At 70.6% G+C, this 26,727-nt stretch carries 25 protein-coding genes, 1 pseudogene and 1 riboswitch; of the genes and pseudogenes, 13 read left to right on the top strand and 13 right to left on the bottom strand.

Going from position 1 to position 26,727, the window contains the following annotated elements; all coding sequences use genetic code 11:
• Positions 1–16: 16 nt before the first annotated feature.
• The 4 genes from AC07FK_RS02475 (at position 17) to AC07FK_RS02460 (ending at position 4,015) form a co-directional block, all read left to right on the top strand.
• A complete protein-coding gene (locus tag AC07FK_RS02475) occupies positions 17–1,279 on the top strand; it encodes an HD-GYP domain-containing protein (RefSeq protein ID WP_479101791.1) in 1,263 nt (420 codons plus the stop codon).
• A gap of 115 nt (positions 1,280–1,394) precedes the next feature.
• Entirely contained in the window at positions 1,395–2,381 is a 987-nt protein-coding gene (locus tag AC07FK_RS02470) for a tetratricopeptide repeat protein (RefSeq protein ID WP_479101789.1), read from the top strand.
• Positions 2,382–2,485: 104 nt separating this feature from the next.
• Entirely contained in the window at positions 2,486–3,133 is a 648-nt protein-coding gene (gene def, locus AC07FK_RS02465; protein ID WP_479101787.1) for a peptide deformylase, read from the top strand.
• Between the two features lie 141 nt (positions 3,134–3,274).
• Positions 3,275–4,015 carry a D-Ala-D-Ala carboxypeptidase family metallohydrolase gene (locus AC07FK_RS02460; protein WP_479101786.1) on the top strand — a complete coding sequence of 247 codons (741 nt, stop codon included), beginning with the start codon at positions 3,275–3,277 and terminating at the stop codon, positions 4,013–4,015.
• 43 nt (positions 4,016–4,058) lie between these two features.
• Here AC07FK_RS02460 and AC07FK_RS02455 read toward each other — a convergent pair whose 3' ends face one another.
• Positions 4,059–5,027 (bottom strand): helix-turn-helix domain-containing protein, encoded by a 969-nt coding sequence (locus AC07FK_RS02455; RefSeq protein ID WP_479101784.1) that lies wholly within the window; start codon positions 5,025–5,027, stop codon positions 4,059–4,061.
• A gap of 82 nt (positions 5,028–5,109) precedes the next feature.
• Here AC07FK_RS02455 and AC07FK_RS02450 point away from each other — a divergent pair, with 82 nt between their 5' ends.
• A complete protein-coding gene (locus AC07FK_RS02450) occupies positions 5,110–5,328 on the top strand; it encodes a hypothetical protein (RefSeq protein WP_479101782.1) in 219 nt (72 codons plus the stop codon).
• A gap of 60 nt (positions 5,329–5,388) precedes the next feature.
• Here the strand turns inward: AC07FK_RS02450 and AC07FK_RS02445 are convergent, their stop codons facing one another.
• On the bottom strand, positions 5,389–6,405 hold the full coding sequence (locus tag AC07FK_RS02445) for a ribonucleotide-diphosphate reductase subunit beta (RefSeq protein ID WP_479101780.1): 1,017 nt from the start codon (positions 6,403–6,405) through the stop codon (positions 5,389–5,391).
• Positions 6,405–8,816, bottom strand: coding sequence for a ribonucleoside-diphosphate reductase subunit alpha (locus AC07FK_RS02440; protein ID WP_479101779.1), 2,412 nt, complete (start codon positions 8,814–8,816; stop codon positions 6,405–6,407). The genes AC07FK_RS02445 and AC07FK_RS02440 overlap by 1 nt, the downstream gene beginning before the upstream one ends.
• A gap of 139 nt (positions 8,817–8,955) precedes the next feature.
• Positions 8,956–9,078: riboswitch (cobalamin riboswitch) on the bottom strand.
• Between the two features lie 122 nt (positions 9,079–9,200).
• Between AC07FK_RS02440 and AC07FK_RS02435 the strand changes: the two are divergent.
• A pseudogene (locus tag AC07FK_RS02435) lies at positions 9,201–9,573 on the top strand (Uma2 family endonuclease); the annotation flags it as partial.
• Positions 9,574–9,600: 27 nt separating this feature from the next.
• Here AC07FK_RS02435 and AC07FK_RS02430 read toward each other — a convergent pair.
• From AC07FK_RS02430 to AC07FK_RS02415, 4 genes are all read right to left on the bottom strand, one after another.
• A complete protein-coding gene (locus tag AC07FK_RS02430; RefSeq protein ID WP_479101778.1) occupies positions 9,601–9,900 on the bottom strand; it encodes a hypothetical protein in 300 nt (99 codons plus the stop codon).
• Between the two features lie 132 nt (positions 9,901–10,032).
• Entirely contained in the window at positions 10,033–10,236 is a 204-nt protein-coding gene (locus AC07FK_RS02425; RefSeq protein WP_479101776.1) for a YbdD/YjiX family protein, read from the bottom strand.
• A complete protein-coding gene (locus AC07FK_RS02420; protein ID WP_479101775.1) occupies positions 10,233–12,452 on the bottom strand; it encodes a carbon starvation CstA family protein in 2,220 nt (739 codons plus the stop codon). The genes AC07FK_RS02425 and AC07FK_RS02420 overlap by 4 nt, the downstream gene beginning before the upstream one ends.
• Before the next feature lie 245 nt (positions 12,453–12,697).
• Positions 12,698–13,468: a GntR family transcriptional regulator gene (locus AC07FK_RS02415; RefSeq protein WP_479102549.1), complete on the bottom strand. Its 771-nt coding sequence runs from the start codon at positions 13,466–13,468 to the stop codon at positions 12,698–12,700.
• Positions 13,469–13,751: 283 nt separating this feature from the next.
• On the opposite strand from AC07FK_RS02415, the gene AC07FK_RS02410 reads away from it, so the two are divergent.
• The 4 genes from AC07FK_RS02410 (at position 13,752) to AC07FK_RS02395 (ending at position 18,523) form a co-directional block, all read left to right on the top strand.
• Complete coding sequence (locus tag AC07FK_RS02410) at positions 13,752–15,032, top strand: extracellular solute-binding protein (RefSeq protein WP_479101773.1); 1,281 nt, start codon at positions 13,752–13,754, stop codon at positions 15,030–15,032.
• Positions 15,033–15,112: 80 nt separating this feature from the next.
• Positions 15,113–16,102 (top strand): carbohydrate ABC transporter permease, encoded by a 990-nt coding sequence (locus AC07FK_RS02405; protein ID WP_479101771.1) that lies wholly within the window; start codon positions 15,113–15,115, stop codon positions 16,100–16,102.
• The gene (locus AC07FK_RS02400; protein ID WP_479101769.1) at positions 16,099–16,977 is read left to right on the top strand and encodes a carbohydrate ABC transporter permease; all 879 of its coding nucleotides are present in this window, start codon (positions 16,099–16,101) and stop codon (positions 16,975–16,977) included. The genes AC07FK_RS02405 and AC07FK_RS02400 overlap by 4 nt, the downstream gene beginning before the upstream one ends.
• A gap of 7 nt (positions 16,978–16,984) precedes the next feature.
• Positions 16,985–18,523 (top strand): glycoside hydrolase family 3 protein, encoded by a 1,539-nt coding sequence (locus tag AC07FK_RS02395; protein WP_479101767.1) that lies wholly within the window; start codon positions 16,985–16,987, stop codon positions 18,521–18,523.
• 76 nt (positions 18,524–18,599) lie between these two features.
• Here the strand turns inward: AC07FK_RS02395 and nagB are convergent, their stop codons facing one another.
• A complete protein-coding gene (gene nagB, locus AC07FK_RS02390; RefSeq protein ID WP_479101766.1) occupies positions 18,600–19,385 on the bottom strand; it encodes a glucosamine-6-phosphate deaminase in 786 nt (261 codons plus the stop codon).
• A 155-nt stretch (positions 19,386–19,540) separates the two neighbouring features.
• On the opposite strand from nagB, the gene AC07FK_RS02385 reads away from it, so the two are divergent.
• Together AC07FK_RS02385 and AC07FK_RS02380 are read left to right on the top strand one after the other, a co-directional pair.
• Positions 19,541–20,587 carry an SIS domain-containing protein gene (locus tag AC07FK_RS02385; protein WP_479101764.1) on the top strand — a complete coding sequence of 349 codons (1,047 nt, stop codon included), beginning with the start codon at positions 19,541–19,543 and terminating at the stop codon, positions 20,585–20,587.
• Between the two features lie 312 nt (positions 20,588–20,899).
• Positions 20,900–22,366 (top strand): sensor histidine kinase, encoded by a 1,467-nt coding sequence (locus AC07FK_RS02380; RefSeq protein ID WP_479102547.1) that lies wholly within the window; start codon positions 20,900–20,902, stop codon positions 22,364–22,366.
• A gap of 216 nt (positions 22,367–22,582) precedes the next feature.
• Here the strand turns inward: AC07FK_RS02380 and AC07FK_RS02375 are convergent, their stop codons facing one another.
• A complete protein-coding gene (locus AC07FK_RS02375; RefSeq protein WP_004937597.1) occupies positions 22,583–22,840 on the bottom strand; it encodes a WhiB family transcriptional regulator in 258 nt (85 codons plus the stop codon).
• A gap of 317 nt (positions 22,841–23,157) precedes the next feature.
• Entirely contained in the window at positions 23,158–24,126 is a 969-nt protein-coding gene (locus tag AC07FK_RS02370) for a diacylglycerol/lipid kinase family protein (RefSeq protein WP_479101763.1), read from the bottom strand.
• Positions 24,127–24,199: 73 nt separating this feature from the next.
• Here AC07FK_RS02370 and AC07FK_RS02365 point away from each other — a divergent pair, with 73 nt between their 5' ends.
• Complete coding sequence (locus AC07FK_RS02365; RefSeq protein ID WP_479102545.1) at positions 24,200–24,631, top strand: hypothetical protein; 432 nt, start codon at positions 24,200–24,202, stop codon at positions 24,629–24,631.
• A 75-nt stretch (positions 24,632–24,706) separates the two neighbouring features.
• On the opposite strand, the gene AC07FK_RS02360 is transcribed toward AC07FK_RS02365, so the two are convergent.
• The 3 genes from AC07FK_RS02360 to AC07FK_RS02350 all read right to left on the bottom strand — a co-directional run bounded on the left by AC07FK_RS02360 (position 24,707) and on the right by AC07FK_RS02350 (position 26,681).
• The gene (locus tag AC07FK_RS02360) at positions 24,707–25,774 is read right to left on the bottom strand and encodes an RNA polymerase sigma factor SigF (RefSeq protein WP_479101761.1); all 1,068 of its coding nucleotides are present in this window, start codon (positions 25,772–25,774) and stop codon (positions 24,707–24,709) included.
• Complete coding sequence (locus AC07FK_RS02355; protein ID WP_447032396.1) at positions 25,771–26,184, bottom strand: ATP-binding protein; 414 nt, start codon at positions 26,182–26,184, stop codon at positions 25,771–25,773. The genes AC07FK_RS02360 and AC07FK_RS02355 overlap by 4 nt, the downstream gene beginning before the upstream one ends.
• Before the next feature lie 236 nt (positions 26,185–26,420).
• Positions 26,421–26,681, bottom strand: a complete 261-nt coding sequence (locus tag AC07FK_RS02350; protein WP_479101759.1) for a UBP-type zinc finger domain-containing protein — start codon at positions 26,679–26,681, stop codon at positions 26,421–26,423.
• Between the last annotated feature and the right edge of the window lie 46 nt (positions 26,682–26,727).

Raw genomic sequence — 26,727 nt, 5'->3', positions numbered from 1 at the left:
GCGCGTGAGGGGGCCGGTGCTCACACTCGGGGTCGTGTACGGCGCCGCCGCCGCGCTCACCGCCTACGCGCTCGGCCACACCCTCTGGCACGGCGTCACCGAACCCGGCATCGCCCTCGCCTTCGGCGTGCTCATCACCCTCGGTGAGCTCTCCCGGTGGGGCGTACGGACCGGTCCCTGCGCGCTGCCCGCCGAGCGCGAACCCGCCCCGCTCGGCGCCGCGGGTGCCCTGGCCTACGCCCTGCTCGGCCAGATCGCCGGTCAGCCCACCGCGCACGGCGTCCTGCAGGTCGTCGCCGTCGTGGTCGCGGCCGCCCTGGCCGGCGCGGTGCCGCACGTCGCCGCCGGGCGCGGGCCAGCCCTCGACCACGTCGTCCGCCGCGTCCTCACCGTCGCCTTCGCCGCCGTGTGCTTCCAGCCGCTCTACAACTCCGGGCTGTGGGGAGCGTGGGTGGGCCACGGCCCGCACCACGCGCTCCTCCTCGCGCTCCTGCTCGTCCTCACCGCCCTGGCCGGCGCCGTGCTCGCCGCCGCCATGGCCCGCGCCCGTACCGGATACCCCTACGGGCCGCTGCTCCGCGACGAGCTGCGCGCGCTCCTGGGGATCGGGTCGGCCGTCGGCGCGACCGGGGCCGTCATGGCGCTCGGCGTCGCCGTGGCCGGGCTCTGGGCGCTTCCCGTCTTCTGCGTACCCCTGCTGCTCACCCAGCTGTCCTTCCGCCGGTACGCCGCCGTCCGCACGACGTACCGCCAGACCATCACATCGCTCGCCCGCGCCACCGAGATCGCCGGGTACACCCCGCAGGGCCACGCCCGCCGCGTCGCCCTGCTCAGCCGCGCCGTCGGGCGCGAGCTGGGGCTCTCCGAGCCGGACCTCACCGTCCTCGAGTACGCGGCCCTGATGCACGACATCGGGCAGCTCTCCCTCCTCGACCCCGTCCAGGGCGGAGCCACCGCCTCGCTCCCGGCCGACGAACAGCGCCGCATCGCCCTGCTGGGCGGAGCCGTCGTACGCCAGACCGGGGTCCCCGCGGAGGTCGCGGTGGTCGTGGAACGGCAGGCCGACCCCTACCGGGAGCAGCCGCTTTCCGCCCGTATCGTCCGCGCCGTCAACGCATACGACGATCTCTCGGGGGAAAGCGGTGGTGGACTGGGCGGGCCGCTCAGCGCCCTGGAACAGCTCCGCCTGGGGACCGGCCGCGACTATCAGCCCGAGGTCGTGGAATCCCTGGCGCGTGTCCTGTCCCGGGGCGGTCTGACCCCGTCCCCACCTGGGTAACCCATGGGTAATGAGCGGCCCTCCGACCCGGCATGGTTGGATGCGAAGAAGAGGAACAAGAGGGCGTCCGGGGGGACTGACCTTCAGCGACCGGCAGGCGGGACAGGCGGGAATCGTGAAGATCTTCGGGAAGGTACGGCATCGGCCATCCGCCTCGTGGCGGCAGGCCACCGACCGCGCGTTCACGCTGATCGGTGACGGTCGGTACGAGGACGCGGGAGCCCTGCTGACACGCGCGGCGGACCTCGAGCCCTGGTTGTCCGAGTCCTGGTTCAACCTCGCGCTGCTGCACAAGTTCCGGCACGACTGGGAACAGGCGCGTTCCGCCGGGCTGCGCGCCGTCGCGCTCCTCGACCGGGAGACCGGTGCTCCCGACTGGTGGAACGTCGGCATCGCGGCCACCGCGCTCCAGGACTGGCCGCTGGCCCGTCGCGCCTGGCAGGCGTACGGCCTGAAGGTGCCGGGCGAGCCCACCGAGAGCGGTGAGCCGCACGGCATGGAGCTGGGCAGCGCCGCCGTCCGCCTCTCGCCCGAGGGCGAGGCCGAGGTGGTCTGGGGCCGCAGGCTCGACCCGGCCCGCATCGAGGTGCTCTCGATCCCGCTGCCGTCCTCGGGGCGGCGCTGGGGCGAGGTCGTCCTGCACGACGGTGTGCCGCACGGCGAGCGCGTCACCGCCGCCGGGCCGTCCTTCCCCGTGTTCGACGAGATCGAACTGTGGGCGCCGTCGCCCGTGCCGACCTGGGTGGTTCTCCTGGAGGCCGCCACCGAGACGGACCGCGACGCCCTGGAGCGGCTGGCCGCCGACGCGGGTTTCGCCGCCGAGGACTGGTCCTCGTCCGTACGGCTGCTCTGCCGGTCCTGCTCCGAGTCGCAGATGCCCAGCGACGAGGGCGACGGCGAGCACCTCGACCCGCACGACCACAGCGAGCCGGGCCACCCCGGACCGCTCGGGCACCGCACGGCCGGTGCCGGTGAGCTGTGGCTGCCGGAGCGCGAGTGCGGCATCGCCGCGCCCGCCGGACTGGTGCGCGGACTGCTCGACGGGTGGGTCGCCGACAACCCCGACAGCCGTGAGTGGCGGGATCTCGAAGAAGTCTGCTGAGCGTGGCGCCGGGGCCTGCCCGTAGGCTGTACGGGCACCGGATCCGGTATCGCCGGGTTGTGGTTTCTCGGGTTTCTTGGTTTTGAGGAAGGCGTACGGCGGACATGGCGCAGCAGGAGACGGACCAGCAGGCGACGGACCAGCAGGTCATCAACGACGGGTTCGTCGTGGACACGGAGAACACCGAGGAGCGCGAGCGGGCCCACCGCGAGCGCGGCACCGCCCGCCCCATCACCGTCGTCGGGAACCCGGTCCTGCACAAGGAGTGCAAGGACGTCACGGAGTTCGACGACAAGCTCGCCGCGCTGATCGACGACATGTTCGCCAGCCAGCGCGCCGCCGAGGGCGTCGGCCTGGCCGCCAACCAGATCGGCGTCGACCTCAAGGTCTTCGTCTACGACTGCCCGGACGACGACGGCGTGCGCCATGTCGGCGTGGTCTGCAACCCGGTCCTGCAGGAGCTCCCGCAGGAGCAGCGCCAGCTCGACGAGTCCAACGAGGGCTGCCTGTCGGTCCCGACGGCGTACGCCGAACTGGGCCGCCCCGACTACGCGGTGGTCCACGGCCAGGACGCCCGGGGCAACCCGATCAAGGTGCGCGGCACGGGCTACTTCGCACGGTGCCTCCAGCACGAGACGGACCACCTGTACGGCTACCTCTACATCGACCGGCTGTCGAAGCGCGACCGCAAGGACGCGCTGAAGCAGATGGCCGAAGGCACCCCGCGCTACGAGACCGTTCCGAACGACTGACGGACTCCCCGCCGCCGAGGGGCGACCGCCATTGGTCGGACGAATGACCACGGGGGTCGCCCTGTTGACGCGCGCCCGCGGGGGCGTCAGTGTCGGGCGTGCCCCCCGCTTCCGCTCCCGCGTTCCCGGTATGGAGGTTCCATGCTCCGACGTACGGCGAGAACCGTTCTCTGTATTGTCATGCTCATGATCGCCGGACTGGCCGGTACGGTCGTCACCGCCGGCGCCGCGCACGCCGACGGCTGCTACACCTGGTCCCGCACCCTGTCCCAGGGCGCCACCGGGGCCGATGTCACCCAGCTCCAGATCCGGCTCGGCGGCTACCCCGGCTACGGCGCGGTGCTCTCCGTCGACGGCGCCTACGGCCCCGCCACCACCGCCGCCGTCAAGCGCTTCCAGTCCGCGTACGGCCTCGCCGCCGACGGCGTCGCGGGCAGCGCCACCTTCAGCAAGGTCTACGCCCTCCAGGACGACGACTGCACGCCCGTCCACTTCAGCTACGCCAAACTCAACGACTGCAACAGCACCTGGGAGGGCGGCGCGGTGAGCGCGGCCACCGCCAGGGCCAACGCCCTGCGCACCATGTGGAAACTGGAGGCGCTGCGGCACGCGCTCGGCGACCAGCCCATCACCGTCACCAGCGGATTCCGGTCGCACGCGTGCAACGACGCGGTCGGCGGGGCGAGCGGCAGCCGGCACCTGTACGGGGACGCCGCCGACCTCGGGGCCGGCCCGCACTCCCTGTGCACGCTGGCCAAACAGGCGCGCAACCACGGCTTCAACGGCATCCTCGGCCCGGGCTACCCCGGCCACGGCGACCACACGCACCTGGACCACCGGGCGAGCCGGTTCTGGTCGGCGTCGAGCTGCGGCGTCTCCTGAGCCCCCTGCCCCGAGCCCCCCTGCCGGGGGCCCGGCGACGGCCCTACGCGGCCAGCGCCGGCCCCCGGAAGGTGCGGCGGTACGCGTTCGGAGTGGTTCCCAGCGACCGTACGAACTGATGACGCAGCGCCGCCGCGTTCCCGAAGCCCGCGCGCCCCGCGATCGCGTCCACCGTGTCGTCCGTCGCCTCCAGCAACTCCTGCGCCAGCAGAACCCGTTGCCGCAGCAGCCAGCGGTACGGCGTGGTGCCCGTCTCCTGCAGGAAGCGCCGCGCGAAGGTGCGGGGCGACATGTGCGCCCGCTCCGCCAGCTGCTCCACGGTCATCTCCTGGTCCAGGTGCCGCTCCATCCAGCTCAGCACCCCGCCCACCGTGTCGCAGCGCACGTGCGTCAGGGGGCGCTCGATGTACTGCGCCTGACCGCCGTCGCGGTGCGGGGGGACCACCATGCGGCGGGCGATCGTGTTGGCGACCTCGGACCCGTGCTCCTGGCGGACGAGGTGCAGGCAGGCGTCGATCCCGGCGGCGGTCCCGGCCGAGGTGATGACCGCGCCCTCGTCGACGTAGAGCACGTCGGGCTCGACCTTCGCGCGCGGATGGCGGCGGGCCAGCTCCGCGGAGTGCCGCCAGTGGGTCGTGCAGCGCCGCCCGTCCAGCAGGCCCGCGGCCCCGAGCACGAACGCGCCCGAGCAGACGCTGAGCACGCGAGCCCCGCGGTCGACGGCCCGGCGCAGCGCGTCCAGGAGCGGCTCGGGGTAGGCGCGGGCCTCGCAGTGCTGGTCGGCGGGGATGGCGATGAGATCGGCGCTCTCCAGCCGGTCGAGACCGTACGGAACGGAGAGGGAGAAGGCGCCCGAGCGGGCGGCGATCGGGCCCGGTTCGGCGGCGCAGACCGCGAAGTCGTAGACCGGCAGCCCCTGATCGCTGCGGTCCATTCCGAACACCTCGCACAGGACGCCCAGTTCGAACGGGTTGACTCCGTCGACCAGGGCCACGGCAACGTTTCTCAACATGGGGAGAGTGTGGCAGTAATTCGTGGTTCCATGACAGTCCTGCCACTGACCTTTCTGGGTCCCGAGGGCCAGAGTGGAGGCCATGGAAACCTCTTTGAACTACCTCGCGGTCCTCGTCCTCTTCGTCCTCGTCACCCTCCCGTCGTTCGTCGGCCACGCCCGGGAACGCCGGATCGACCGACAGCTCAGGGAGGCGGAGAACCCCCGCCCGCGGCAGCCCGACACCACCCGCAGCGCGCCCGGACGGCGGCCGGTGAGGCGGCCCAGCGCCTCGCACGTGCTGTCGTCGGCCGGCAGGTGAACGACCGTACGGCTGTGGGCTGCCCCCGCGTACGCGAGGACAGCCCACAGGCGGGGACGGCTAGAAGTCGTCGTCGAAGGCGACCGAGCCCTCGACCGCGACCTGGTACGCCGACGGGCGGCGCTCGAAGAAGTTCGTCAGCTCCTGCACGCCCTGGAGCTCCATGAACGAGAACGGGTTCTGCGAGCCGTACACCGGGGCGAAGCCGAGGCGCTCCAGACGCTGGTCGGCGACGCACTGGAGGTACTCGCGCATCGACTCCGTGTTCATGCCCGGCAGGCCCTCACCGCACAGGTCGCGGCCGAACTGGAGCTCCGCTTCGACGGCCTCCTTCAGCATGTCCGTGACCTGCTGCTGGAGGGCTTCGTCGAAGAGCTCCGGCTCCTCCTTGCGGACGGTGTCCACGACCTCGAACGCGAAGTTCATGTGCATGGTCTCGTCGCGGAAGACCCAGTTGGTCCCCGTCGCCAGACCGTGCAGCAGGCCCCGCGAGCGGAACCAGTAGACGTACGCGAACGCGCCGTAGAAGAACAGACCCTCGATGCACGCCGCGAAGCAGATCAGGTTCAGCAGGAAGCGGCGGCGGTCGGCCTGCGTCTCCAGGCGCTCGATCTTCTCGACCGAGTCCATCCACTTGAAGCAGAACTGCGCCTTCTCACGGATCGAGGGGATCTCCTCCACCGCGTCGAACGCCGCGGCGCGGTCGTCCGGGTCGGGCAGGTAGGTGTCGAGCAGCGTCAAGTAGAACTGGACGTGCACGGCCTCCTCGAAGAGCTGGCGCGAGAGGTACAGGCGCGCCTCGGGGGAGTTGATGTGCTTGTAGAGGGTCAGCACGAGGTTGTTGGAGACGATCGAGTCGCCCGTCGCGAAGAAGGCGACCAGCCGGCCGATCATGTGCTGCTCGCCGGGCGAGAGCTTGGCGAGGTCGGCGACGTCCGAGTGGAGGTCGACCTCCTCCACCGTCCACGTGTTCTTGATCGCGTCCCGGTAGCGCTCGTAGAAGTCCGGGTAGCGCATGGGGCGAAGAGTCAGCTCGAAGCCCGGGTCGAGAAGGTTCTTTTCGGTATGGGTGGACATTACTGGCACGCCTCGCAGGACTCGGGGTTCTCAAGGGAGCAGGCGATCGCGTCCGCGTCGGGGGCGGCGGCCTGCTGCACGGGGACGGGGGCGGTGGGCGCCGCGGCGGCCGCGCCGGAGCCGGCCGCGCGGGCGATGCGGGTCGCGGGGCGCGAGCGCAGGTAGTACGTCGTCTTCAGCCCCTTCTTCCACGCGTAGGCGTACATCGAGGAGAGCTTCCCGATGGTCGGCGTCTCCAGGAAGAGGTTCAGGGACTGAGACTGGTCGAGGTACGGCGTACGGGCCGCCGCCATGTCGATCAGACCGCGCTGCGGAATCTCCCACGCGGTGCGGTACAGCGCCCGCACCTCTTCGGGGATCCAGCTGAAGCCCTGCACCGAGCCGCTCGACTCGCGCAGCGCCTCGCGGGACTGGGCGTCCCAGACGCCGAGCTTCTTCAGGTCCTCCACCAGGTACGCGTTGACCTGGAGGAACTCACCGCTGAGCGTCTCGCGCTTGAAGAGGTTGGAGACCTGCGGCTCGATGCACTCGTACACGCCCGCGATGGACGCGATGGTCGCGGTGGGCGCGATCGCGAGCAGCAGGGAGTTGCGCATTCCGGTCTTCGCGACACGGGCGCGCAGCGCGTCCCACCGCTCCGGCCAGGTGACCTCGACGCCGTAGTGGTCGGGGTGCAGGACGCCGCGCGCCGCGCGGGTCTTCTCCCAGGCCGGGAGCGGGCCGCTGACCTCGGCGAGGTCGCAGGACGCCTCGTACGCGGCGAGCATGATGCGCTCGGCGATCCGCGTGGACAGGTCGCGGGCCTCGGCCGAGTCGAAGGGCAGGCGCAGCTTGAAGAAGACGTCCTGGAGGCCCATCGCGCCCAGGCCCACCGGGCGCCACTTGGCGTTGGAGCGCCCGGCCTGCTCGGTCGGGTAGAAGTTGATGTCGACGACGCGGTCGAGGAACGTGACGGCCGTACGCACGGTCTCGTCCAGCCGCTCCCAGTCGATCTCGCCGTTCCCGGTCACGAACGAGCCGAGGTTGACGGAACCGAGGTTGCAGACGGCCGTCTCCCCGTCGTCCGTGACCTCCAGGATCTCGGTGCACAGGTTCGAGGAGTGCACGACGGAGCCGGGCTCGGCGGTCTGGTTCGCCGTACGGTTCGACGCGTCCTTGAAGGTCATCCAGCCGTTGCCGGTCTGCGCCAGGGTGCGCATCATCCGGCCGTACAGCTGGCGTGCGGGGATCGTCGTACGGGCCAGGCCGTCCGCCTCCGCCTTGCGGTACGCCTGGTCGAACGCGTCGCCCCACAGGTCGACGAGCTCGGGGACGTCGGAGGGGGAGAACAGCGACCAGTCGGCGTCCGCGTCGACGCGGCGCATGAACTCGTCGGGGATCCAGTGCGCGAGGTTCAGGTTGTGCGTACGCCGCGCCTCCTCACCCGTGTTGTCGCGCAGTTCCAGGAACTCCTCGATGTCCGCGTGCCAGGTCTCCAGGTAGACGCAGGCCGCGCCCTTGCGCCGGCCGCCCTGGTTGACGGCGGCGACGGACGAGTCGAGGGTGCGCAGGAAGGGGACGATCCCGTTCGAGTGGCCGTTGGTGCCGCGGATCAGGGAGCCGCGGGCACGGATGCGGGAGTACGAGAGGCCGATGCCGCCCGCGTGCTTGGAGAGGCGCGCGACCTCGTGGTAGCGGCCGTAGATCGAGTCGAGCTCGTCCAGCGGCGAGTCCAGCAGGTAGCAGGACGACATCTGCGGGTGGCGCGTACCGGAGTTGAAGAGCGTCGGCGAGGACGGCAGGTAGTCCAGGCGGCTCATCAGGCGGTACAGCGCGGCGACCTCGTCGGCGGCCGCGGGGGAGTCGTCCTTGGCCAGGCCGGACGCCACGCGCAGCATGAAGTGCTGCGGGGTCTCGATGACCTGGCGGGTGAGCGGGTGGCGCAGGAGGTAGCGGCTGTAGACCGTGCGCAGGCCGAAGTAGCCGAAGCGGTCGTCGGCGGCGGGGTCGACGAGCGCGTCGAGACGGGCCGCGTGGGCGGTCACGAAGGCGGCCGTACGGTCGGCGATCAGGCCCTCGCGGTGGCCGACGGACACCGACTCGGAGAAGGTGCGGACGCCCTGCGTCGCCGCCTCGTCGCGGATCGTCCGGGTCAGGAGGCGTGCCGCGAGCCGGGAGTACGCCGGGTCCTCGGAGATCAGTCCGGCGGCGGCGTCGGTGGCGAGGCCCCGCAGTTCGGCCGCGTCCGACGCCGCGTTGCGGCCGCGCAGCGCGGCGGCGGCGACTCTGCCCGGGTCGGTGTCGGGGAGGTCGGCGGTCAGGTCGGTGAGGGTCCGCAGCAGTGCGGTCCCGGGCCCGTCGGACGACTGCGTCGACTCCGTGGACTCCGTCGGCTCCGTGGCAGTTGCCGGATCGGCTGACGCGATGGTCACGGGGTGCTCTCCCTCGCTCGGCTCGGGGCCGGCGGGGAACGGGGGCGTACGGGCACGCGTCACCTCTGAAGGGCGGCACACCGCGTAGCGTCCACCGGCCCAACCGCGAGGCCCGGACGTGTCGGTACCCGGTTCGGTCGAGCCGGATACGCCGTCGGCAGGTCTTCGGACTCCCGGGTGCACAAAGCACACCGATCACACCGTTGCGGGACAGTTCCGGATTCGCACCGGATTCCCCTGCGGCGACAGCGAGCATGAGCATACATGTGGGGGCGGTTGGATGATGCGGCCCCCACATGTTGTGTCGCGCCGGAGGAGCGACCGCAGTTGTCACAGGGCTCCGCTATCGTCGTGAGCACAAGGAGGTACGCCCTATGACAGTAGGGGCTGAAGGTGCAGGCGTATCGGAAGGGCCGCGCGCCCCGACGGCTCACTCGCACCCAGTGATGCCTTCGTCGGGCAGGGGGAGTGGGCCGATCCCGATTCCGTGCTGATGGTCGTCGAGGTGACGTCGTACGACACCGACACCGACACCGACCAGCGCGACCGGGTGGAGAAGTCGCGTGCCTACGCCGAGACCGGCATTCCGGTGTACCTGCTGATCGACCGCGACGCCTGCGAGGTGAGGGTCTACAGCGAGCCCGACGGCGTCCGGTACGAGAACGCGCACACCGTTCCGTTCGGCAAGTCTGTGGCGCTGCCGGGCCCGGTGGACATCACCCTGGAGACCGAAGCCCTGAAGGAGTGGGTGCGCTGACGGCGGGGTCCGTCGTATCGCGCCGGCTCAGAGCTGTCGTTCCATCCGCTCCACCGCGTTCTTGGCCTGGAGCAGGTCGGCTCCGGTGAGCTCGCGGTAGCTCTTGATCGCCGGGATCTTCTTGCCGTCCCGCAGGAGCGCGACGACCTGCTCCATCTCAGGGTCGGCCTGGTCGATGCCCAGGTGGTCGAGTATCAGGTCGATCTTGCGTTCGAGTCGGGCGACCTGGCGACCGGTGCGCCTGACCCGGCTGTCGGCGACGGATCCGGTGATCACGACGAAGGCGATCAGGACGACCACGGCGAGCAGCAGATTGTTCGTGTCCATGATCGGCGATCCTACTGGCGCCGGGTGGCACCGGACTGCCGCGCCGGGGCGCCCCGTTGCCGTCACTGGGGCCTGTACGGCGACGGGCCGCCGCATCTCCCGAACGGGGCGCGGCGGCCCGTGTGGAACCGTTCAGCAGCAGCGGAAGCCCTCGCGGGGGTCCGCCTCGCGGGCGTCCGTGCGGCTGCGTTCGAACTCGCGGCGGGTCATGACCGGCGCCCCGGGGTCGCAGGACCGCGCGTGGGCCACGTACCGCTCGTACGCCGACTCGCCGGTCAGCTCGCGGACGTACCAGCGGATCCGGCCCGCCACCCGCCGCACGTCCGCCGGCGTCATTCGGGCGTCCCCGTCCCGGCGGCCGCCGTCTCCTTGCGGTTGCCGCCCTCCGGGCCGACACCGGCGGCGACCAGTTCGGCCTTCTCCTCCTTGGTGGCGATGATCGAAGCGGGAGCGACCAGCCTGGACTCGACGTACGGCGCCTCGTGGAGCTTGACGCTCTCCGGGTCGCGGATCGCCTTGAGGCAGACCCGGCCGGCGTCCGCGAGCACCACCACGATCAGGACCGCGAAGAGCGCGCACAGCACGCCGTCGACGGTCGAGTTGGTGACGACGGTGTGCATCTGGTCCATGTTCTTCGCGGGCGGCAGCACCTGACCCGCGTCGATGCCCGCCTGGTACTTGTCGCGCTGCGCGAAGAAGCCGACCTTCACGTCGTCCGAGAAGACCTTCTGCCAGCTGGCGGTGAGCGTGACCGCCACGTCCCACGCGAGCGGCACCGCGGTGACCCACGCCCACTTCAGGCGACCGGACTTGACGAGGAGCGTGGTGCAGACGGCGAGCGCGACGGCGGCCAGCAACTGGTTCGCGATGCCGAAGAGCGGGAAGAGCTGGTTGATGCCGCCCAACGGGTCGTGCACGCCGACCCACAGGAAGTAGCCCCAGCCGCCGACGACGACCGCGCTGGCGAACCAGACGCCGGGCTTCCAGCTGACCTGGCGGAACGGCTTGTAGACGTTGCCCAGCATGTCCTGGAGCATGAAGCGCCCGACGCGGGTGCCCGCGTCGACCGTGGTGAGGATGAACAGCGCCTCGAACATGATGGCGAAGTGGTACCAGAACGCCTTCATCGCGGTGCCGCCGACGACGGCGGAGAAGATCTCCGACATGCCGAGCGCGAAGGTCGGCGCGCCACCCGTGCGCGACAGCAGGCTCTGCTCCTCGACGTCCTTCGCGGCCTGGGCCAGCGCCTCAGGGGAGATGGAGAAGCCGAGGCTGGTCACCGCTTCGGACGCCGCCTGGACGCTGTCACCGACCACGCCGACGGGCGAGTTGATGGCGAAGTACAGACCCGGGTCGATGATGCACGCCGTGATCATCGCCATCACGGCGACGAACGACTCGGTCAGCATCGCGCCGTAGCCGATCATCCGGATCTGCGTCTCCTTCTGGACCATCTTCGGGGTGGTGCCCGAGGAGACCAGGGAGTGGAAGCCGGAGAGTGCGCCGCAGGCGATGGTGATGAAGACGAACGGGAACATCGAGCCGGCGAAGACCGGTCCCGTGCCGCTGGTCGCGAAGTCGGTGACCGCGGGCATCTTCATCGTCGGCAGGGCGATGAACACACCGAGCGCGAGCAGGCCGATCGTGCCGACCTTCATGAAGGTGGAGAGGTAGTCGCGCGGGGCGAGCAGCAGCCACACCGGGAGGACCGAGGCCAGGAAGCCGTACACGATCATCCAGATGACGAGCGTGCCCGGCTCCAGCGTGAAGGTGTCCGCCCACGAGGACTCCGCGACCCAGCCGCCCGAGACGATCGCGAGCAGCAGCAGCGCGACGCCGATCAGGGAGACCTCGCTGACCCGGCCGGGACGCAGCACGCGCAGGTAGACGCCCATGAACAGGGCGATCGGGATCGTCATGCCGATGGAGAAGACGCCCCAGGGCGAGTGCGCCAGCGCGTTCACGATGACCAGGGCGAGCACCGCGAGCAGGATGATCATGATGGCGAAGACGGCGACCAGCGCGGCCGCGCCGCCGAACGGCCCGATCTCGTCCCGCGCCATCTGGCCGAGCGAACGGCCGTCGCGGCGGGTGGAGAAGAAGAGCGTCACCATGTCCTGGACGGCGCCGGCGAGGATGACGCCGACGATGATCCATATCGTGCCGGGCAGGTAGCCCATCTGCGCGGCCAGCACAGGACCGACCAGCGGGCCCGCGCCCGCGATGGCGGCGAAGTGGTGCCCGAACAGCACGCGGCGGTCGGTGGGGTGGAAGTCGACACCGTTGTCGAGCCGCTCGGCGGGGGTGGCACGGTTCTTGTCGACCTTCAGCACGCGGTTCGCGATGAAGCGCGAGTAGAAGCGGTACGCGATGGCGTACGAGCCGAGGGCCGCCGCCAGCATCCAGGCTGCGGACACCTCCTCACCGCGCGAGAGGGCGAGCACCGCCCAGGCGATGGCGCCGACGAGAGCCACGGCGCTCCACACGGCGATGGACTTCGGGGACAGGGCCCGTCGTCTCTGGGCTGGCGTTGTCGACTGCGGCTCCGGCATGACGGTCCGTCCCCTCGCGCGATCTTTCTCGTAACGTGCGCGAAATCTAGGTGCTGTGACCGCCGGGCGTAACCCCCCGTCCGCATATCGGTACGGACACGGCCCGACCATTGCAGGTCGGGGCCGTACCGGAGCTCCTACGTGTCAGGCTCGCGTCAGGCCGTCGGCCGTCAGGTTCGCCGCGCTGTGCTGTCCCGGGGGGGGCGGCCCCCGGACCCCCGGCAGGTCCCTGGCGTGCCGCCGGGTCAGTCCGTAGGCCGCTTGAGGTTCGCCACGAACTTGTAGCGGTCGCCGCGGTAGACCGAGCGCACCCACTCCACCGGCTCGCCGTTCCCGTCGATCGAGTGCCGGGAGAGCATCAGCATCGGCAGGCCCACGTCCGTGCCGAGCAGCCCCGCCTCGCGCGGCGTGGCCAGTGACGTCTCGATGGTCTCCTCGGCCTCGGCCAGGCGGACGTCGTAGACCTCCGCCAGCGCCGTGTAGAGCGAGGTGTACTTGACGAGCGAGCGGCGCAGTGCCGGGAAGCGCTTCGCCGACAGGTGCGTCGTCTCGATCGCCATCGGCTCGCCGCTCGCCAGCCGCAGCCGCTCGATGCGCAGGACCCGCCCGCCCGTCGAGATGTCGAGCAGGCCGGCGAGCGTGTCGTCGGCGGTGACGTAACCGATGTCCAGGAGCTGCGAGGTGGGCTCCAGGCCCTGCGCCCGCATGTCCTCGGTGTACGAGGTGAGTTGCAGCGCCTGCGAGACCTTGGGCTTGGCCACGAACGTGCCCTTGCCCTGGATCCGCTCCAGGCGGCCCTCGACGACCAGCTCCTGGAGCGCCTGGCGCACGGTCGTGCGGGACGTGTCGAACTCGGCCGCCAGGGTCCGCTCCGGCGGTACGGGGGTCCCCGGCGGCAGGGTTTCCGTCATGTCCAGCAAATGCCGCTTGAGCCGGTAGTACTTGGGCACGCGCGCGCTGCGTGTCGCCGCCGCCGCCGTGCCCTCGGCCTCCGTGCCGCCCCCGTCCGTGGCCATGACCCGCCTCTCCGACTTCTGTGCTGCTGCCGTCACCGGCTCCTCCGACTGTCGCGGCTCACATGGTGGCACGGCCTCGCCGAAGGTCGTCGCCCTTGCTCAGGTGTCGGTCCGATAACGGACGCGAGAGCCCTTCTTATACACCCTTGACACCCCTAAAGGTCTAGGCCAAGCTCCCGGTACTGGTCTAAACCATTAAAGACCAAGGTCCCACCCCCGGGCAGTACTTGTCGTAAGTCTTCACGGTGGGCAGGGGGGGTCAGGCATCCCTGAGGAGGGTGGCGTGAAGCGCAAGCTCATCGCGGCGATAGGCGTCGCGGGCATGATGGTCGGCATCGCGGCGTGTGGCGACTCCGGCGGCACGGGCGGTGGCGACGAGGCGAAGCCGAAGGAGCTCACGGTCTGGCTCACGGTCGACGCCCAGAACAACTGGCCCGAGCTGGTCAAGGCGGCGGACGACACGATCGCCAAGAAGTACCCGGGCATCAAGATCAAGCACGAGTACTACGGCTGGCCGGACAAGAACGCCAAGCTCGACGCCGTACTCGCCACGGACAAGGCCCCCGACGTCGTCGAGATGGGCAACTCCGAGATGGTGGGCTACATGTCCACCGGCGCCTTCGCCGAGGTCGACCCGTCGAAGTTCGACAAGTCGGACGAGTGGCTGGACGGTCTCAAACTGTCCGTCACGTACGAGGGCAAGACGTACGGCGTGCCTTACTACGCCGGTGGCCGCGTCGCCACCTGGCGCAAGGACATCGCCGCCGAGGCGGGCGTGAAGACCCCGCCGAAGACGTACAAGGAGCTCACCTCGGCCCTGGACAAGATCCAGGCGAAGAAGGGCGACAAGTTCAGCGCCTGGTACCAGCCGTCGCCCGACTGGTACGCGGCCATGTCGTTCGTCTACGACGCCGGCGGCTCCATCGCCGAGCAGTCCGGCGACCAGTGGAAGTCCAACCTGTCCTCGCCGGAGTCCCTCAAGGGCCTGGGCGAGTACAAGAAGGTCCTCGACAAGTACATGCACGCGGACAAGACCAAGGACGAGGCCGACCGCCCGGTCGTCTTCGGCCAGGGCAAGGCCGCGACCATGTTCGCCGCCGCGTGGGAGGGCGGGACCGCCGCCGACCCGAAGAACGACAAGGTCGGCAAGCTCGCCGACAAGATCGAGAGCTTCGTGATGCCCGGCCCGTCCGGCAAGAACCTCCCGGTCTTCCTCGGCGGCTCCGACCTGGCCATCCCGGTCAAGTCCGACGCCCAGGCCGTCGCGGGCGAGTGGATCAACGCGTTCACCGGCGCCAAGGGCCAGAAGGGCCTCATCGGCAAGGGCAACCTCCCGAACAACAAGTCGGACCTGGAGCCCCTGAAGTCGGACCCGGCGACCGCCGTCCCGGCCACGGCCGCCGCGTCCAGCTGGTTCGTTCCCACCGCTCCCGGCTGGGGCCAGGTCGAGAAGGGCAAGATCCTCCAGACCATGCTCCAGGAGATCGGCACCGGCAAGAAGTCGGTCGAGGCCGCCGCCAAGGCCGCCGACGCCAAGATCGACAAGGTCATCAACACCAAGTGACCTCGAGCGGGCAGGGCCACCGCCGTACCGGCGTGGCCCTGCCCGCCCGCAGTAGGAGAGGGAGCTGTGAGGAGCGCGCGATGAGTGCCGCAGAGACAACCACCGCCAAGGCGCCGCCGACGCGGCCGTCGCCGCGAACCGGGGCGCGGGTACCGGAGAAACCCGCCAGGAAGCCGTCCGCCGGCTCAGCCGCCGTGCCGTGGGCGCTGCTCGCTCCCTGCCTGCTGGTCATCGTGCTCGTCATGGGCTATCCGCTGGTGCGGCTGGTGACGCTCTCGTTCCAGAGCTTCGGGAAATCGGAGCTGTGGGGCTTCAAGGAGGCCGAGTGGGTCGGCCTGAAGAACTTCGCCGCCATCCTGGGCGACGGCGAGTTCTGGGCGGTCGTCGTACGGACCGTCGTCTTCACGGCCGGCGCCGTCATCCTCACCATGGTGCTCGGCATGCTGATCGCCCTGCTGATGCAGCGGGTGTCGGGCTGGGTGAAGGCGCTCATCAGCATCGCCCTCGTGGCGAGCTGGGGGATGCCCATCATCGTCGCCACGGCCATCTTCAAGTGGATCTTCGACACCGACTACGGCGTGCTCAACTGGCTGCTGAGCAAACTGCCCGGGGTCGAGATGGTCGGCCACAACTGGTTCGCCAGCGGCCCGCAGGGCCTCGCCGTCATCATGCTGCTCGTCGTGTGGGGCGCCGTTCCGTTCGTCGTGATCACGCTGAGCGCCGGACTGACCCAGGTCCCCAAGGAGATGGAAGAGGCCGCCCGGCTCGACGGAGCCGGGGCCTGGGGCGTCTTCCGCTGGGTCACCCTGCCCATCCTCAAGCCCATCCTCGTCATGCTGACCACGCTGTCGGTCATCTGGGACATGGGCGTCTTCCCGCAGGTCTTCGTGATGCGGGGCGGCAACCCCGAAGCCGAGTTCCAGCTGCTCACCACGTACTCGTACCAGAAGGCGTTCGTGGTCAACGACTACTCCGGCGGCTCCGCGATCGCCCTGGTCACCGTCTTGCTGCTGCTGGGCGTGGTCGCCGTCTACATGCGTCAGATGCTCAAGATCGGAGAGGTGGAGTGACCTCGACCACCGCGGCTCCCGCCGCCGTCGCGCCCCCCAGGAGCCGTCCCCGCAGGGGCAGGAGGGGCAAGGCCGGCTGGAACGCCCTCGGGCTGCTGGTCTTCGTCGTCATGGGCTTCCCGGTCTACTGGATGCTCAACACGGCGTTCAAGCCCGCCAAGGACGCGATCGACCCCGATCCCCAGTTCTTCCCCAGCCCGTTCACGCTGGAGAACTTCCGGCGGGCGTTCGACGTGGCGGACTTCTGGGGCCCGGTCGGTCGCAGCCTGGCCGTCTCCTCCGTCGTGGTCGTCATCGGCATCGTGGTCGGCATGCTCGCCGCGCTCGCCATCTCGCGGTTCGCCTTCCGGGGCCGCAAGATCGTGATCGTCGGCATCCTCGCGGTCCAGATGGTCCCGCTGGTCGCCATGATCATCCCGGTCTTCCTGCTCCTGAACGAGTTCGGTCAGTACGACAAGATCACCGGCCTCATCGTCACGTACCTGACCTTCGTCCTCCCCTTCACCGTGTGGACGCTGCGCGGCTTCATCGTGAACATCCCCAAGGAGCTGGAGGAGGCGGCCATGGTCGACGGCTGCACCCGCTCCGGTGCGTTCGTCCGCGTCGTCTTCCCGCTGCTCGCCCCCGGAATGGTGGCGACCTCGGTGTACGGATTCATCCAGGCGTGGAACGAATACCTGTACGCGCTGATGCTGATGAGCCAGCAGAACCAGACGGCGACCGTCTGGCTCGGCAACTTCACCACCAAGCACGGCACCGAGTACGCCCCGATGATGGCCGGCGCCACCATGATGGCCGTCCCCATCGTGATCCTCTTCCTCCTCGTCCAGCGCAAGATGGCCGCGGGCCTGACGGCCGGCGCAGTGAAGGGATAACGCCGCCATGACGACATTCGTGAGCCGTACGGACACCCTGACCCGCGACGCCCTCGCGGTCCTCCAGCCCGGCTTCGAGGGGGCCACCGCCCCCGACTGGCTGCTGCGCCGCGTCGGCGAAGGTCTCACCTCGGTCGGCCTGTTCGGCCGCAACATCGCCTCGCCGGAGCAACTCGCCTCGCTCACCGGGCGGTTGCGCGCCGAGCGCGACGACATGCTCGTGGCGATCGATGAGGAGGGCGGCGACGTCACCCGCCTGGAGGTCCGCAGCGGCTCCTCGTTCCCGGGCAACCTCGCGCTCGGCGCCGTCGACGACACCGCGCTCACCCGGGACGTCGCCCGTGAACTCGGCCGCAGGCTGGCCGAATGCGGCGTCAACCTCAACTGGGCGCCCTCCGCCGACGTCAACTCCAACCCGGGCAATCCGGTCATCGGGGTACGTTCCTTCGGCGCCGACCCACTGCTCGTCGCCCGGCACACCGCCGCGTACGTCGAGGGCCTCCAGGACTCCGGAGTCGCCGCCTGCACCAAGCACTTCCCCGGCCACGGCGACACCGCCGTCGACTCGCACCACGCACTCCCCACCATCGACGTGGATTTGGACACACTGCACGCCCGTGAGCTGGTGCCTTTCCGGGCGGCGATCGCGGCGGGCTCCAAATCTGTCATGAGCGCGCATATCCTGCTTCCTGCGCTCGACCCGTCCCGTCCGGCCACTCTGAGCCCGCAGATCCTCACCGGTCTGCTGCGCGAGGAGCTCGGCTACGACGGGCTGATCATCACCGACGGCATGGAGATGCAGGCCATCTCCGCGACGTACGGCATCGAGCGTGGCAGCGTCATGGCGATCGCCGCCGGCGCCGACGCGATCTGCGTCGGGGGCGGGCTGGCGGACGACGAGACCGTGCTGCGGCTGCGCGACGCGCTCGTCGCGGCCGTGCGGGACGGCGTACTGCCGGAGGAACGGCTGGCCGACGCGGCCGCGCGCGTGCGCGCGCTCGCGGGCTGGGCGCAGCAGACCAGGGGGGCCCGGGGGGCCTCCGGGCCGGGCGCGGCTTCACAGGAGGGGACCGCGCCCGGACCCGGCGCGGGCTCCCGCGGCGAGGTCGGACTGGTGGCCGCACGGCGGGCGCTGCGCATCACGCGGAGCCCCGGTTACGAACCGGTCGCCGCCGCCCCGTACGTCGCGTCCTTCTCCGCCGGAACCAACATCGCCGTCGGCGACGAGACGCCCTGGGGCGTGGCCGCCGAGCTGGCGCGCCTGCTGCCCGGCACCGCGACGGGAGCCTACGGCGGGGAGAACGCCACGGCGGAGCGGGTGACGGCGGACGCGGGCGGCCGCCGCATCGTCGCGGTCGTACGCGACGCCCACCGCCACCCGTGGATGGGTGTCGCGCTGGAGTCGCTGACCGCCGCCCGCCCCGACACGGTCGTGGTCGAGATGGGCGTGCCGCAGGCGCAGGCGCGCGGTGCCCTGTACATCGCCACGCACGGCGCGGCGCGGGTCTGCGGCCGGGCGGCCGCCGAGGTGATCGCGGGCGTCTGAGCGGCCGCCGCACGACGACGCGTGCCGAGGTCCGGGGGGACCTCGGCACGCGTCGCAGGTGCGGTGGGGCTCGCTGCTACAGCCCCTGCCAGGCCGGCTTCGCCGCGTACGTCGCCCGGAAGTAGTCCGCCAGCTTCAGCTTGGACGCCGCCGCCTCGTCGACGACGACCGTCGCGTGCGGGTGCAGCTGGAGCGCGGAAGCCGGAACCAGCGCCGCCACCGGCCCCTCGACGGTCTGCGCCACGGCCTCGGCCTTGCCCTCGCCGGTGGCGAGCAGCACCAGGTGGCGCGCCTCCAGGATGGTGCCGATGCCCTGGGTGACGACGTGGTGGGGCACCTGGTCGATGTCGTCGTCGAAGAAGCGCGCGTTGTCGACGCGGGTCTGCTCGGTCAGCGTCTTGATGCGGGTGCGGGAGGCGAGCGAGGAGCACGGCTCGTTGAAGCCTATGTGCCCGTCGGTGCCGATCCCGAGCAGCTGGAGGTCCACGCCGCCCGCCTCGCTCAGCGCGCGGTCGTAGGCCGCGCAGGCGGCCTCGATGTCCTCGGCGGACCCGTCGGGGCCCATGAAGGACTCCGCGGCCAGACCGAGGGGCTCGACGACCTCGCGCAGCACGACGGAGCGGTAGGACTCGGGGTGCCCGGCGGGCAGGCCGACGTACTCGTCGAGCTGGCAGACCCGTGCGCGCGACGCGTCGACCTCGCCCGCGCGGACCATGGCCGTCAGCGCCTCGTAGACGGGCAGCGGGGAGGAGCCGGTGGCCACGCCGAGCAGTGCGTCGGGCTTGTGGGTCAGCAGCCGGCCGATGGCCGCCGCGATGAGCTCGCCGCCCGCTTTGGCGTCCGGGACGATGACAACTTCCACGCTGAGCCTGCCGATCTGAGAGGAGGAGCCGCTTGTGGTATAGACCAATCTAGCAGAGGTGGCACCGTGTTCCAGGTGCTCTTCGCCATGCGGACGTCCGTCTTTCCATGGTCGACTGAGACGCGTGGATCGTCACCTTTTTGGGGGTATCGAGCATGGTCGAACAGCCAGGCAGGATGATGGCAGCCGAGATCGCCGAGCAGCCCGCCGTACTGCGCCGGCTCCTGGAAACCGGCGCACCGCGCATCCGCGAGACCGCGCGGGCCATCGCCGCGCAGGGCCCGCGCTTCGTCCTGCTCGCCGCCCGCGGCACGTCGGACAACGCGGCCCTCTACGCGAAGTACCTGCTGGAGATCCAGCTCGGCCTGCCGTGCGGCCTGAGCTCGATGTCGACGACGACGGCGTACGGCGCCCGCCCGGACCTGCGGGACGTCCTGGTCGTCACGGTCAGCCAGTCCGGCGGCTCCCCCGACCTCGTCGCCTCCACGCGGGCGGCCCGCGAGGCGGGGGCGATCACCCTCGCCGTCACCAACAACGCGGACTCGCCGCTCGCAGCGGTCAGCGAGCACCACATCGACATCCTGGCGGGCCAGGAGAAGGCCCTGCCCGCCACCAAGACGTACACCGCCTCCCTCCTCGCCCTCTACCTCCTCGTCGACGGCCTGCGGGGCGGCGACGGGTCGGCGGCCTCCGTCCTGCCGGACCACGCCGAACGGATCCTGACCCGCCGGGAGGAGATCAGGCAGCTGGCCGGGCGCTACCGGTTCGCGGGGCGCATGGTCATCACCTCGCGCGGCTACGGCTACCCCACGGCCAAGGAGGCGGCGCTCAAGCTCATGGATACGAGCTACATCCCCGCGCTCTCCTACTCCGGCGCAGACCTGCTGCACGGCCCGCTCGCCATGGTGGACAACATCTCCCCGGTCATCGCGGTCGTGACGGCGGGCAAGGGCGGCGAGGCCCTCCAGCCGGTACTGGACCGCCTGCGCGGCCGCGGGGCGGACCTCGTGGTGATCGGCCCCGCGGCGCAGGTCGGCGCGGCCTCGGCCGGTTTCGTACTCGCGCTGGAGGGCGTCCCGGAGGAACTCCAGCCGGTGCTGGAGATCCTTCCGCTCCAGCTCCTGGCGTACGAGGTGACGATCGCCCGGGGCCAGGATCCGGACGCTCCGCGCGCCCTCGCGAAGGTCACCGAGACCCGCTGATGTCCGCGCGTGTCCGCACGCGGGCACTTCATCCGGTAATTTGACCCGGCACGGCCATGGACACGGATAATGGTCTAGTCCACAATGTGCAGGTAAAGAACAAAGTCTCCTCCCTCCCCGCACAGGAGGGTGGATCGAGGTAGCGGTGCTCTCTGCCCTGACTGCGCCGTCACCTCCACAAGGCCGCGCGGGACCGCACACCCGCTCGGTCGAGCAGCTCCGGGCTGCGGTGCCGGGAGGGCTGAGGGTCCCTCCCAGGCGCCGCGGCCATGGGGTTGGCGCAGCGCGGGTACGCTCGCACACGTGCCCTCCATGAACGACCTCGTCCGCCAGCACACCGCTCTGAGTGAAACCGACCTCGAGTGGCTCCATCTGCTGGTCTCGGAGTGGCAGCTGCTCTCCGACCTCTCCTTCGCCGACCTCGTCCTGTGGGTCCCCACCCTGGACGGGACCCGCTACGTCTCCGTCGCGCAGATGCGGCCCAACACCGGCCCCACCTCCTACCAGGACGACATGGTCGGCCACCTGGTCCCGCGCGGCCGCCGCCCCCTCCTCGACGCCGCCCTCGACGAGGGCCGCATCGTGCGCGAGGGCGACCCGGAGTGGCGGGAGGAGGTCCCCGTACGGGTCGAGTCGATCCCCGTACGGCGCGAGGGCCGCGTCCTGGGCGTCATCGCCCGCAACACGAACCTGCTGACCGTGCGCACGCCGAGCCGCCTGGAGCTGACGTACCTCCAGAGCGCCTCCGACCTGGCGCAGATGATCGCCGCCGGATCCTTCCCCTTCCCCGGCCAGCAGGTCGACATGGACGCCTCGCCACGCGCCGGCGACGGGCTGATCCGGCTCGACGCGGACGGCATCGTGCAGTACGCGTCGCCGAACGCCCTGTCCGCCTACCACCGCCTCGGCCTCGCCTCCGACCTCGTCGGCCACCACCTCGGCCAGGCCACCGCCGAACTGGCCCCCTCCCGGGGCCCGGTGGACGAAGCCCTGGTCAAACTGGCCAGCGGTTACGCCCCGCGCGAGACCGAGGTCGAGGGCAGCAGCGGCGTCATCCAGCTGCGCGCCATTCCGCTGAAGCCGAAGGGCACCCGGATCGGTTCGCTCGTCCTGTGCCGCGACGTGACGGAACTGCGCCGCCGCGAGCGCGAGTTGATCACCAAGGACGCGACCATCCGGGAGATCCACCACCGGGTGAAGAACAACCTCCAGACGGTGGCGGCGCTGTTGCGGCTCCAGGCCCGCCGCATGGATTCCGAGAAGGGCCGCGAGGCGCTTAACGAGGCGGTGCGCCGGGTCGGCTCCATCGCCATCGTCCACGAGACGCTCTCACAGAACCTCGACGAGCGCGTGGAGTTCGACGAGATCGCCGACCGGGTGATCGCCATGGTCGCCGAGATCTCGCCGGGCAAGGTGGCCTGCCGGCGTGCCGGGCGCTTCGGCATACTCGACGCCGAGGTCGCGACGCCGCTCGCGATGGTCCTGACCGAGGTGCTGCAGAACGCGCTGGAGCACGCCTTCGCGCCGGCCGAGCACGGCTCCGTCGAGGTGGCCGCCGTGCGCGGCGGCGACCACAAGGACGCCCGGCTGCTCATCACCGTCCAGGACGACGGCCGCGGGCTGCCCGAGGGCTTCGACCCGAAGCGGACCGGGAACCTCGGGCTCCAGATCGTGCGGACCCTGGTCGAGGGGGAGTTGGGCGGAACGTTCGACATGGTCCCGGGCGCCGAGGGCGGCACCCGGGTCGTACTCGACGTACCGGTGCGCGCCGCCAAGTGACGTGCTGCCCGTCACCCGCGAGCAGGCGGTGCCACGGCCGGGGCGCCGTCGCGACCGTGGGCCGGGAAAGCGGCGAGCCCCGGACCGAGGGTACGGTCCGGGGCTCAAAGCTCACGTTGCTTAGCGCATCGGGGGTACTGCGCGCTGCGGCTCGGGGGCGGGTGGTGCGTACGCGCTGTACGCGCCGCCAAGCTCAGGCTCGTGCGGGGTGGTGGTTCAGGCGGTCGCGTTGCGCGCCCGGTTGCGAGCGGCGCGGCGCTTCATCGCGCGGCGCTCGTCCTCGCTGAGGCCACCCCAGACGCCGGAGTCCTGGCCGGACTCGAGCGCCCACTGCAGGCACTGCTCCATAACGGGGCAGCGGCGGCAGACGGCCTTGGCTTCCTCGATCTGCAGCAGCGCAGGACCGGTGTTGCCGATGGGGAAGAACAGCTCCGGGTCTTCCTCACGACAAACGGCGTTGTGACGCCAGTCCATGGCTGCTACCTCTCCTTGGTATTACAAGCACGTTGCTTGTGAATGTGAACGCTTTCACGAATCCCCCCGCAAGTGAAGGGCCGACTGCCAGTTACCTGGTGTGGGTCCTGTGTGGAGGAGGGGTTCCGGCTTTCAGTGGAGGCCGGTGTTGCGGGCCGTCCCGATCGCCATGTAGAGATTCCCAAACCTCGGCAGCGGATACAACCCCTTCTGGAAAGTTTTTTTTGATTCCTCGGTGTCGGGTAGGTCACAGCCGTACTTCTATGGGGTGTAACCCAGCCCGTACGTTCGAGTTAAAGGACTTTTGCGCGTTCCGCTCACACAATCACACGCAGTGCACGGCGAACGCCTGTGAACGTCACGCTTGTACGCAGTCCCAGGTGGTCACCGTCCATCTGGAAGGGGAGCGGGGCCTTCGAATGCAAGGTGAAGTCGGTCAGGTCGTGCAATGTCACCGCATGTTTGCCATGGGGTCCGCGCTCGGGCGACGAGGTCAGCAGCTGGGTCGCGTACCGGGCCACGGCGGGGGTGGACAGCTTGCTCAGTCCGAGCACGTCGAGGGCCTTGTCGAACGAGGCCTCGGGAGACGCGTACATCGGACGATTGCCCAGGTAGGTCCAGGGGGCGGTGTTGCAGACTATGGACAGCACGAGGTCCTCGACCGGGTCGTGGCCCGGGCGCTCCAGGGTGATCAGCCCCTGCCGGCGGTGCGGTTCCGTGACGAACTGGCGTACCACCTGGCGCACGTAGAGGGCGTGCGTCGAACGCTTTCCGCGCTCCCTGTGCTGTTCGACCCTGCCGATCACTCCGGCGTCGAAACCGAATCCCGCGCAGAACGTGAACCAGCGGGCCGGAACTGATTCGTCGTCCGTTCCCGGGGTACCCGCCGCGAGCCCGAGGCCGACGGTGCGCTCACTGCGCGTGCGCAGCGCGTCCAGAATGGCGCCGGTCGCCTCGACCGCGTCGTTGGGAATGCCGAGGGCGCGCGCGAAGACGTTCGTGGAACCGCCCGGTACGACGGCGAGGCGCGGCAGCCTCTCCGGATCCGGGCCCTCGTGGAGGAGACCGTTGACGACCTCGTTGACCGTGCCGTCACCGCCGAGCGCGACGACCAGCTCTATGTCCTTGCTCTCCACCGCCCGCCGGCCCAGGTCGCGGGCGTGCCCGCGGTACTCGGTCGTCACCACTTCCAGCTTCATCTCGCTGGCCAGGGCATGGATCAGGACATCGCGGGTGCGTGCGCTGGTGGTGGTAGCTGCCGGATTGACCACGAGGAGTGCACGCATGACCGCCAGACTACCCAGTACGGGATACCTGGCCCAGACCTGGTCCGCCGGGGCGCCCGGCTACGCTGCAAGGGTGAGCAACGAGCAGACCCCCGAAGCCGCCACCGCCCCCCGCCCCAGCCGGCTGACCGCCGCCGCCGGGCTCGCCGCGCTGGAGGGCCTGGCCCTGGTCGCGGGCGGCGTGTACATGCTCGTGATGGGGCTGCTCGGCAGTCCCGACAAACCCGAGCAGGCGGAGATGGGCGGTCTCACCTTGATCGCCCTGGCGCTGCTGCCGCTGCTGGCCGCGCGCGGGCTGCTGAAGTGCCGCGCGTGGAGCCGCGGGCCGGCGATCATCACGCAGATCATGGCCCTGCCGGTGGCCTGGACGCTGCTGCGCTCCGAGGGCGCCCTGCTGATTCCGGCCGGCATCGCCCTCGCGGCGGTGGCCGTGGCGTCGCTCGTCCTGCTGGTCAATCCCGCGACGAACCGGGCGCTGGGCATTCGCGGTCCCCGCGACGCCTAGCGACGGCGCCGCGGGTCACCGCGGGGCGGGTACCGGCCGCCGGACCGTACCGGCGGTGCGGACTGCTCCTCGGGTCTACTCCTCGACCAGCAGCTTTTCGCGGAGCTGGGCCAGCGTGCGCGCCAGCAGCCGGGAGACGTGCATTTGCGAGATGCCCACCTCCGTGGCGATCTGCGACTGCGTCATGTTCCCGAAGAAGCGCAGCAGCAGGATGCGCTTCTCGCGCGGCGGAAGATCTTCGAGGAGGGGCTTCAGCGACTCCCGGTACTCGACGCCTTCCAGCGCCTCGTCCTCCGAGCCCAGCGTGTCGGCGACCGCGGGGGACTCGTCGTCGGTGTCCGGTACGTCCAGCGAGAGCGTGCTGTAGGCGTTGGCGGACTCCAGGCCCTCCAGCACCTCTTCCTCGGAGATGCCCAGGCGCTCCGCCAGCTCGTGCACGGTGGGGGACCGGCCGTGCTGCTGCGAGAGCTCGGCCGTCGCCGTCGTGAGCGACAGGCGCAGCTCCTGGAGCCGGCGCGGAACCCGGACCGCCCAGCCCTTGTCGCGGAAGTGCCGCTTGATCTCGCCGACGACGGTGGGCGTGGCGTACGTCGAGAACTCGACCCCGCGCTCCGGATCGAACCGGTCCACCGACTTGATCAGTCCGATCGTGGCGACCTGGGTCAGGTCGTCGAGCGGCTCACCCCGGTTGCGGAAGCGGCGCGCCAGGTGCTCGACCAGCGGCAGGTGCATGCGCACCAGCCGGTTGCGCAGCTCCGCCTTCTCGGCCGACCCGTCCGGCAGCTTGCGCAGCTCGATGAACAGCGCACGCGCACCACTGCGGTCGTTCGGATCATGGCGCTCGCGGGGATCGTGGCGCTCGTGCTCCCGCTCCGTGGAGTGCTGTCCGTGCTCGCTCATATGGCCCGCCCGCTCTGCCTGCTCCGCCGCCACCGTGCCCACCGGGCCGTCCGCCGGTCCCTCGACCGCCGGCCCGCCGTCCGCCGGTCCGCCGTCCACCGGTCCGTCGACCGGGTGGGGGCGGGCCTGCTGCTCAGGGATGCCCGAGGGTGCGGGCGCGGGACCGGCCGGGACCGCGCGCCCTCCCGTCGGCGCCTGTGGGCTGAGCTCCTCGTTGCGCACCGGCCCGTCCCCGTTCCTCACGCCGGCCCGGGTCCCGCGCCGCGCTGTTTGTACAGGCTGATGGTGACCGTACGGTCCTCCGCGACCGTGGAGTCGACCTTGCCCGCGAGTGCCGAGAGCACCGTCCAGGCGAAGGTGTCGCGCTCCGGCGCGCGTCCGTCGGTGGTGGGGGCCGAGACCGTGACGTCGAGAGCGTCGTCGACGAGCCGGAAGACGCAGCTGAGGACGGATCCCGGCACGGCCTGCTGAAGCAGGATCGCGCAGGCCTCGTCGACCGCGATGCGCAGATCCTCGATCTCGTCGAGGGTGAAGTCCAAGCGCGCCGCGAGTCCGGCCGTGGCCGTACGCAGCACGGACAGATAGGCACCTGCAGCGGGCAGCCGGACTTCCACGAAGTCCTGGGTCCCGGGCTCGCCTGCGATCTGGGACACCCTCACCTCCAAGGTGGCACAAGCTCTTTCGGGGGTCCGGGAGGCAGCGCCCCCCGAAGCCACGCGGTACGTCATTACGTTCGTTCGCCGGTGACGCTATCGCGATCCATTCTGCCCTGTCGCCGGGGCCCCCACCCCGGACTGTCACTCATGGTAAGCACATGAGTACGCACAGTGGCTAGTGGTCTGCGGCACCCAATTGGAAACAGCCGGCGTCGGGTTGACGTACCCACACGTCAGACGATCGAACCGTCCTCGTAGCACCAGCGCCAGTCCTCGCCCGGTTCGAAGCTGCGCACCACCGGGTGCCCCTCCTCCTTGGCGTGCGCGGACGCGTGCCGGTACGGCGACGAGTCGCAGCACCCCACGTGCCCGCACTCCAGGCACAGCCGCAGCTGAACGGGATGGCTGCCGGCCGCGAGGCACTCCGGACAGGTGTCGCTCAGCGGGACCGGCCCGGGGTGCGGCAGCGCGGCGACGTGCGGGCACTCGTTCATGATGGCCAGGTTACGACGTGCGAACGGATAGGGCGGGCCGCAAACG

Source organism: Streptomyces sp. NPDC046122 (assembly GCF_056429965.1).
This window is presented reverse-complemented; position numbering and strand designations above follow the sequence as displayed.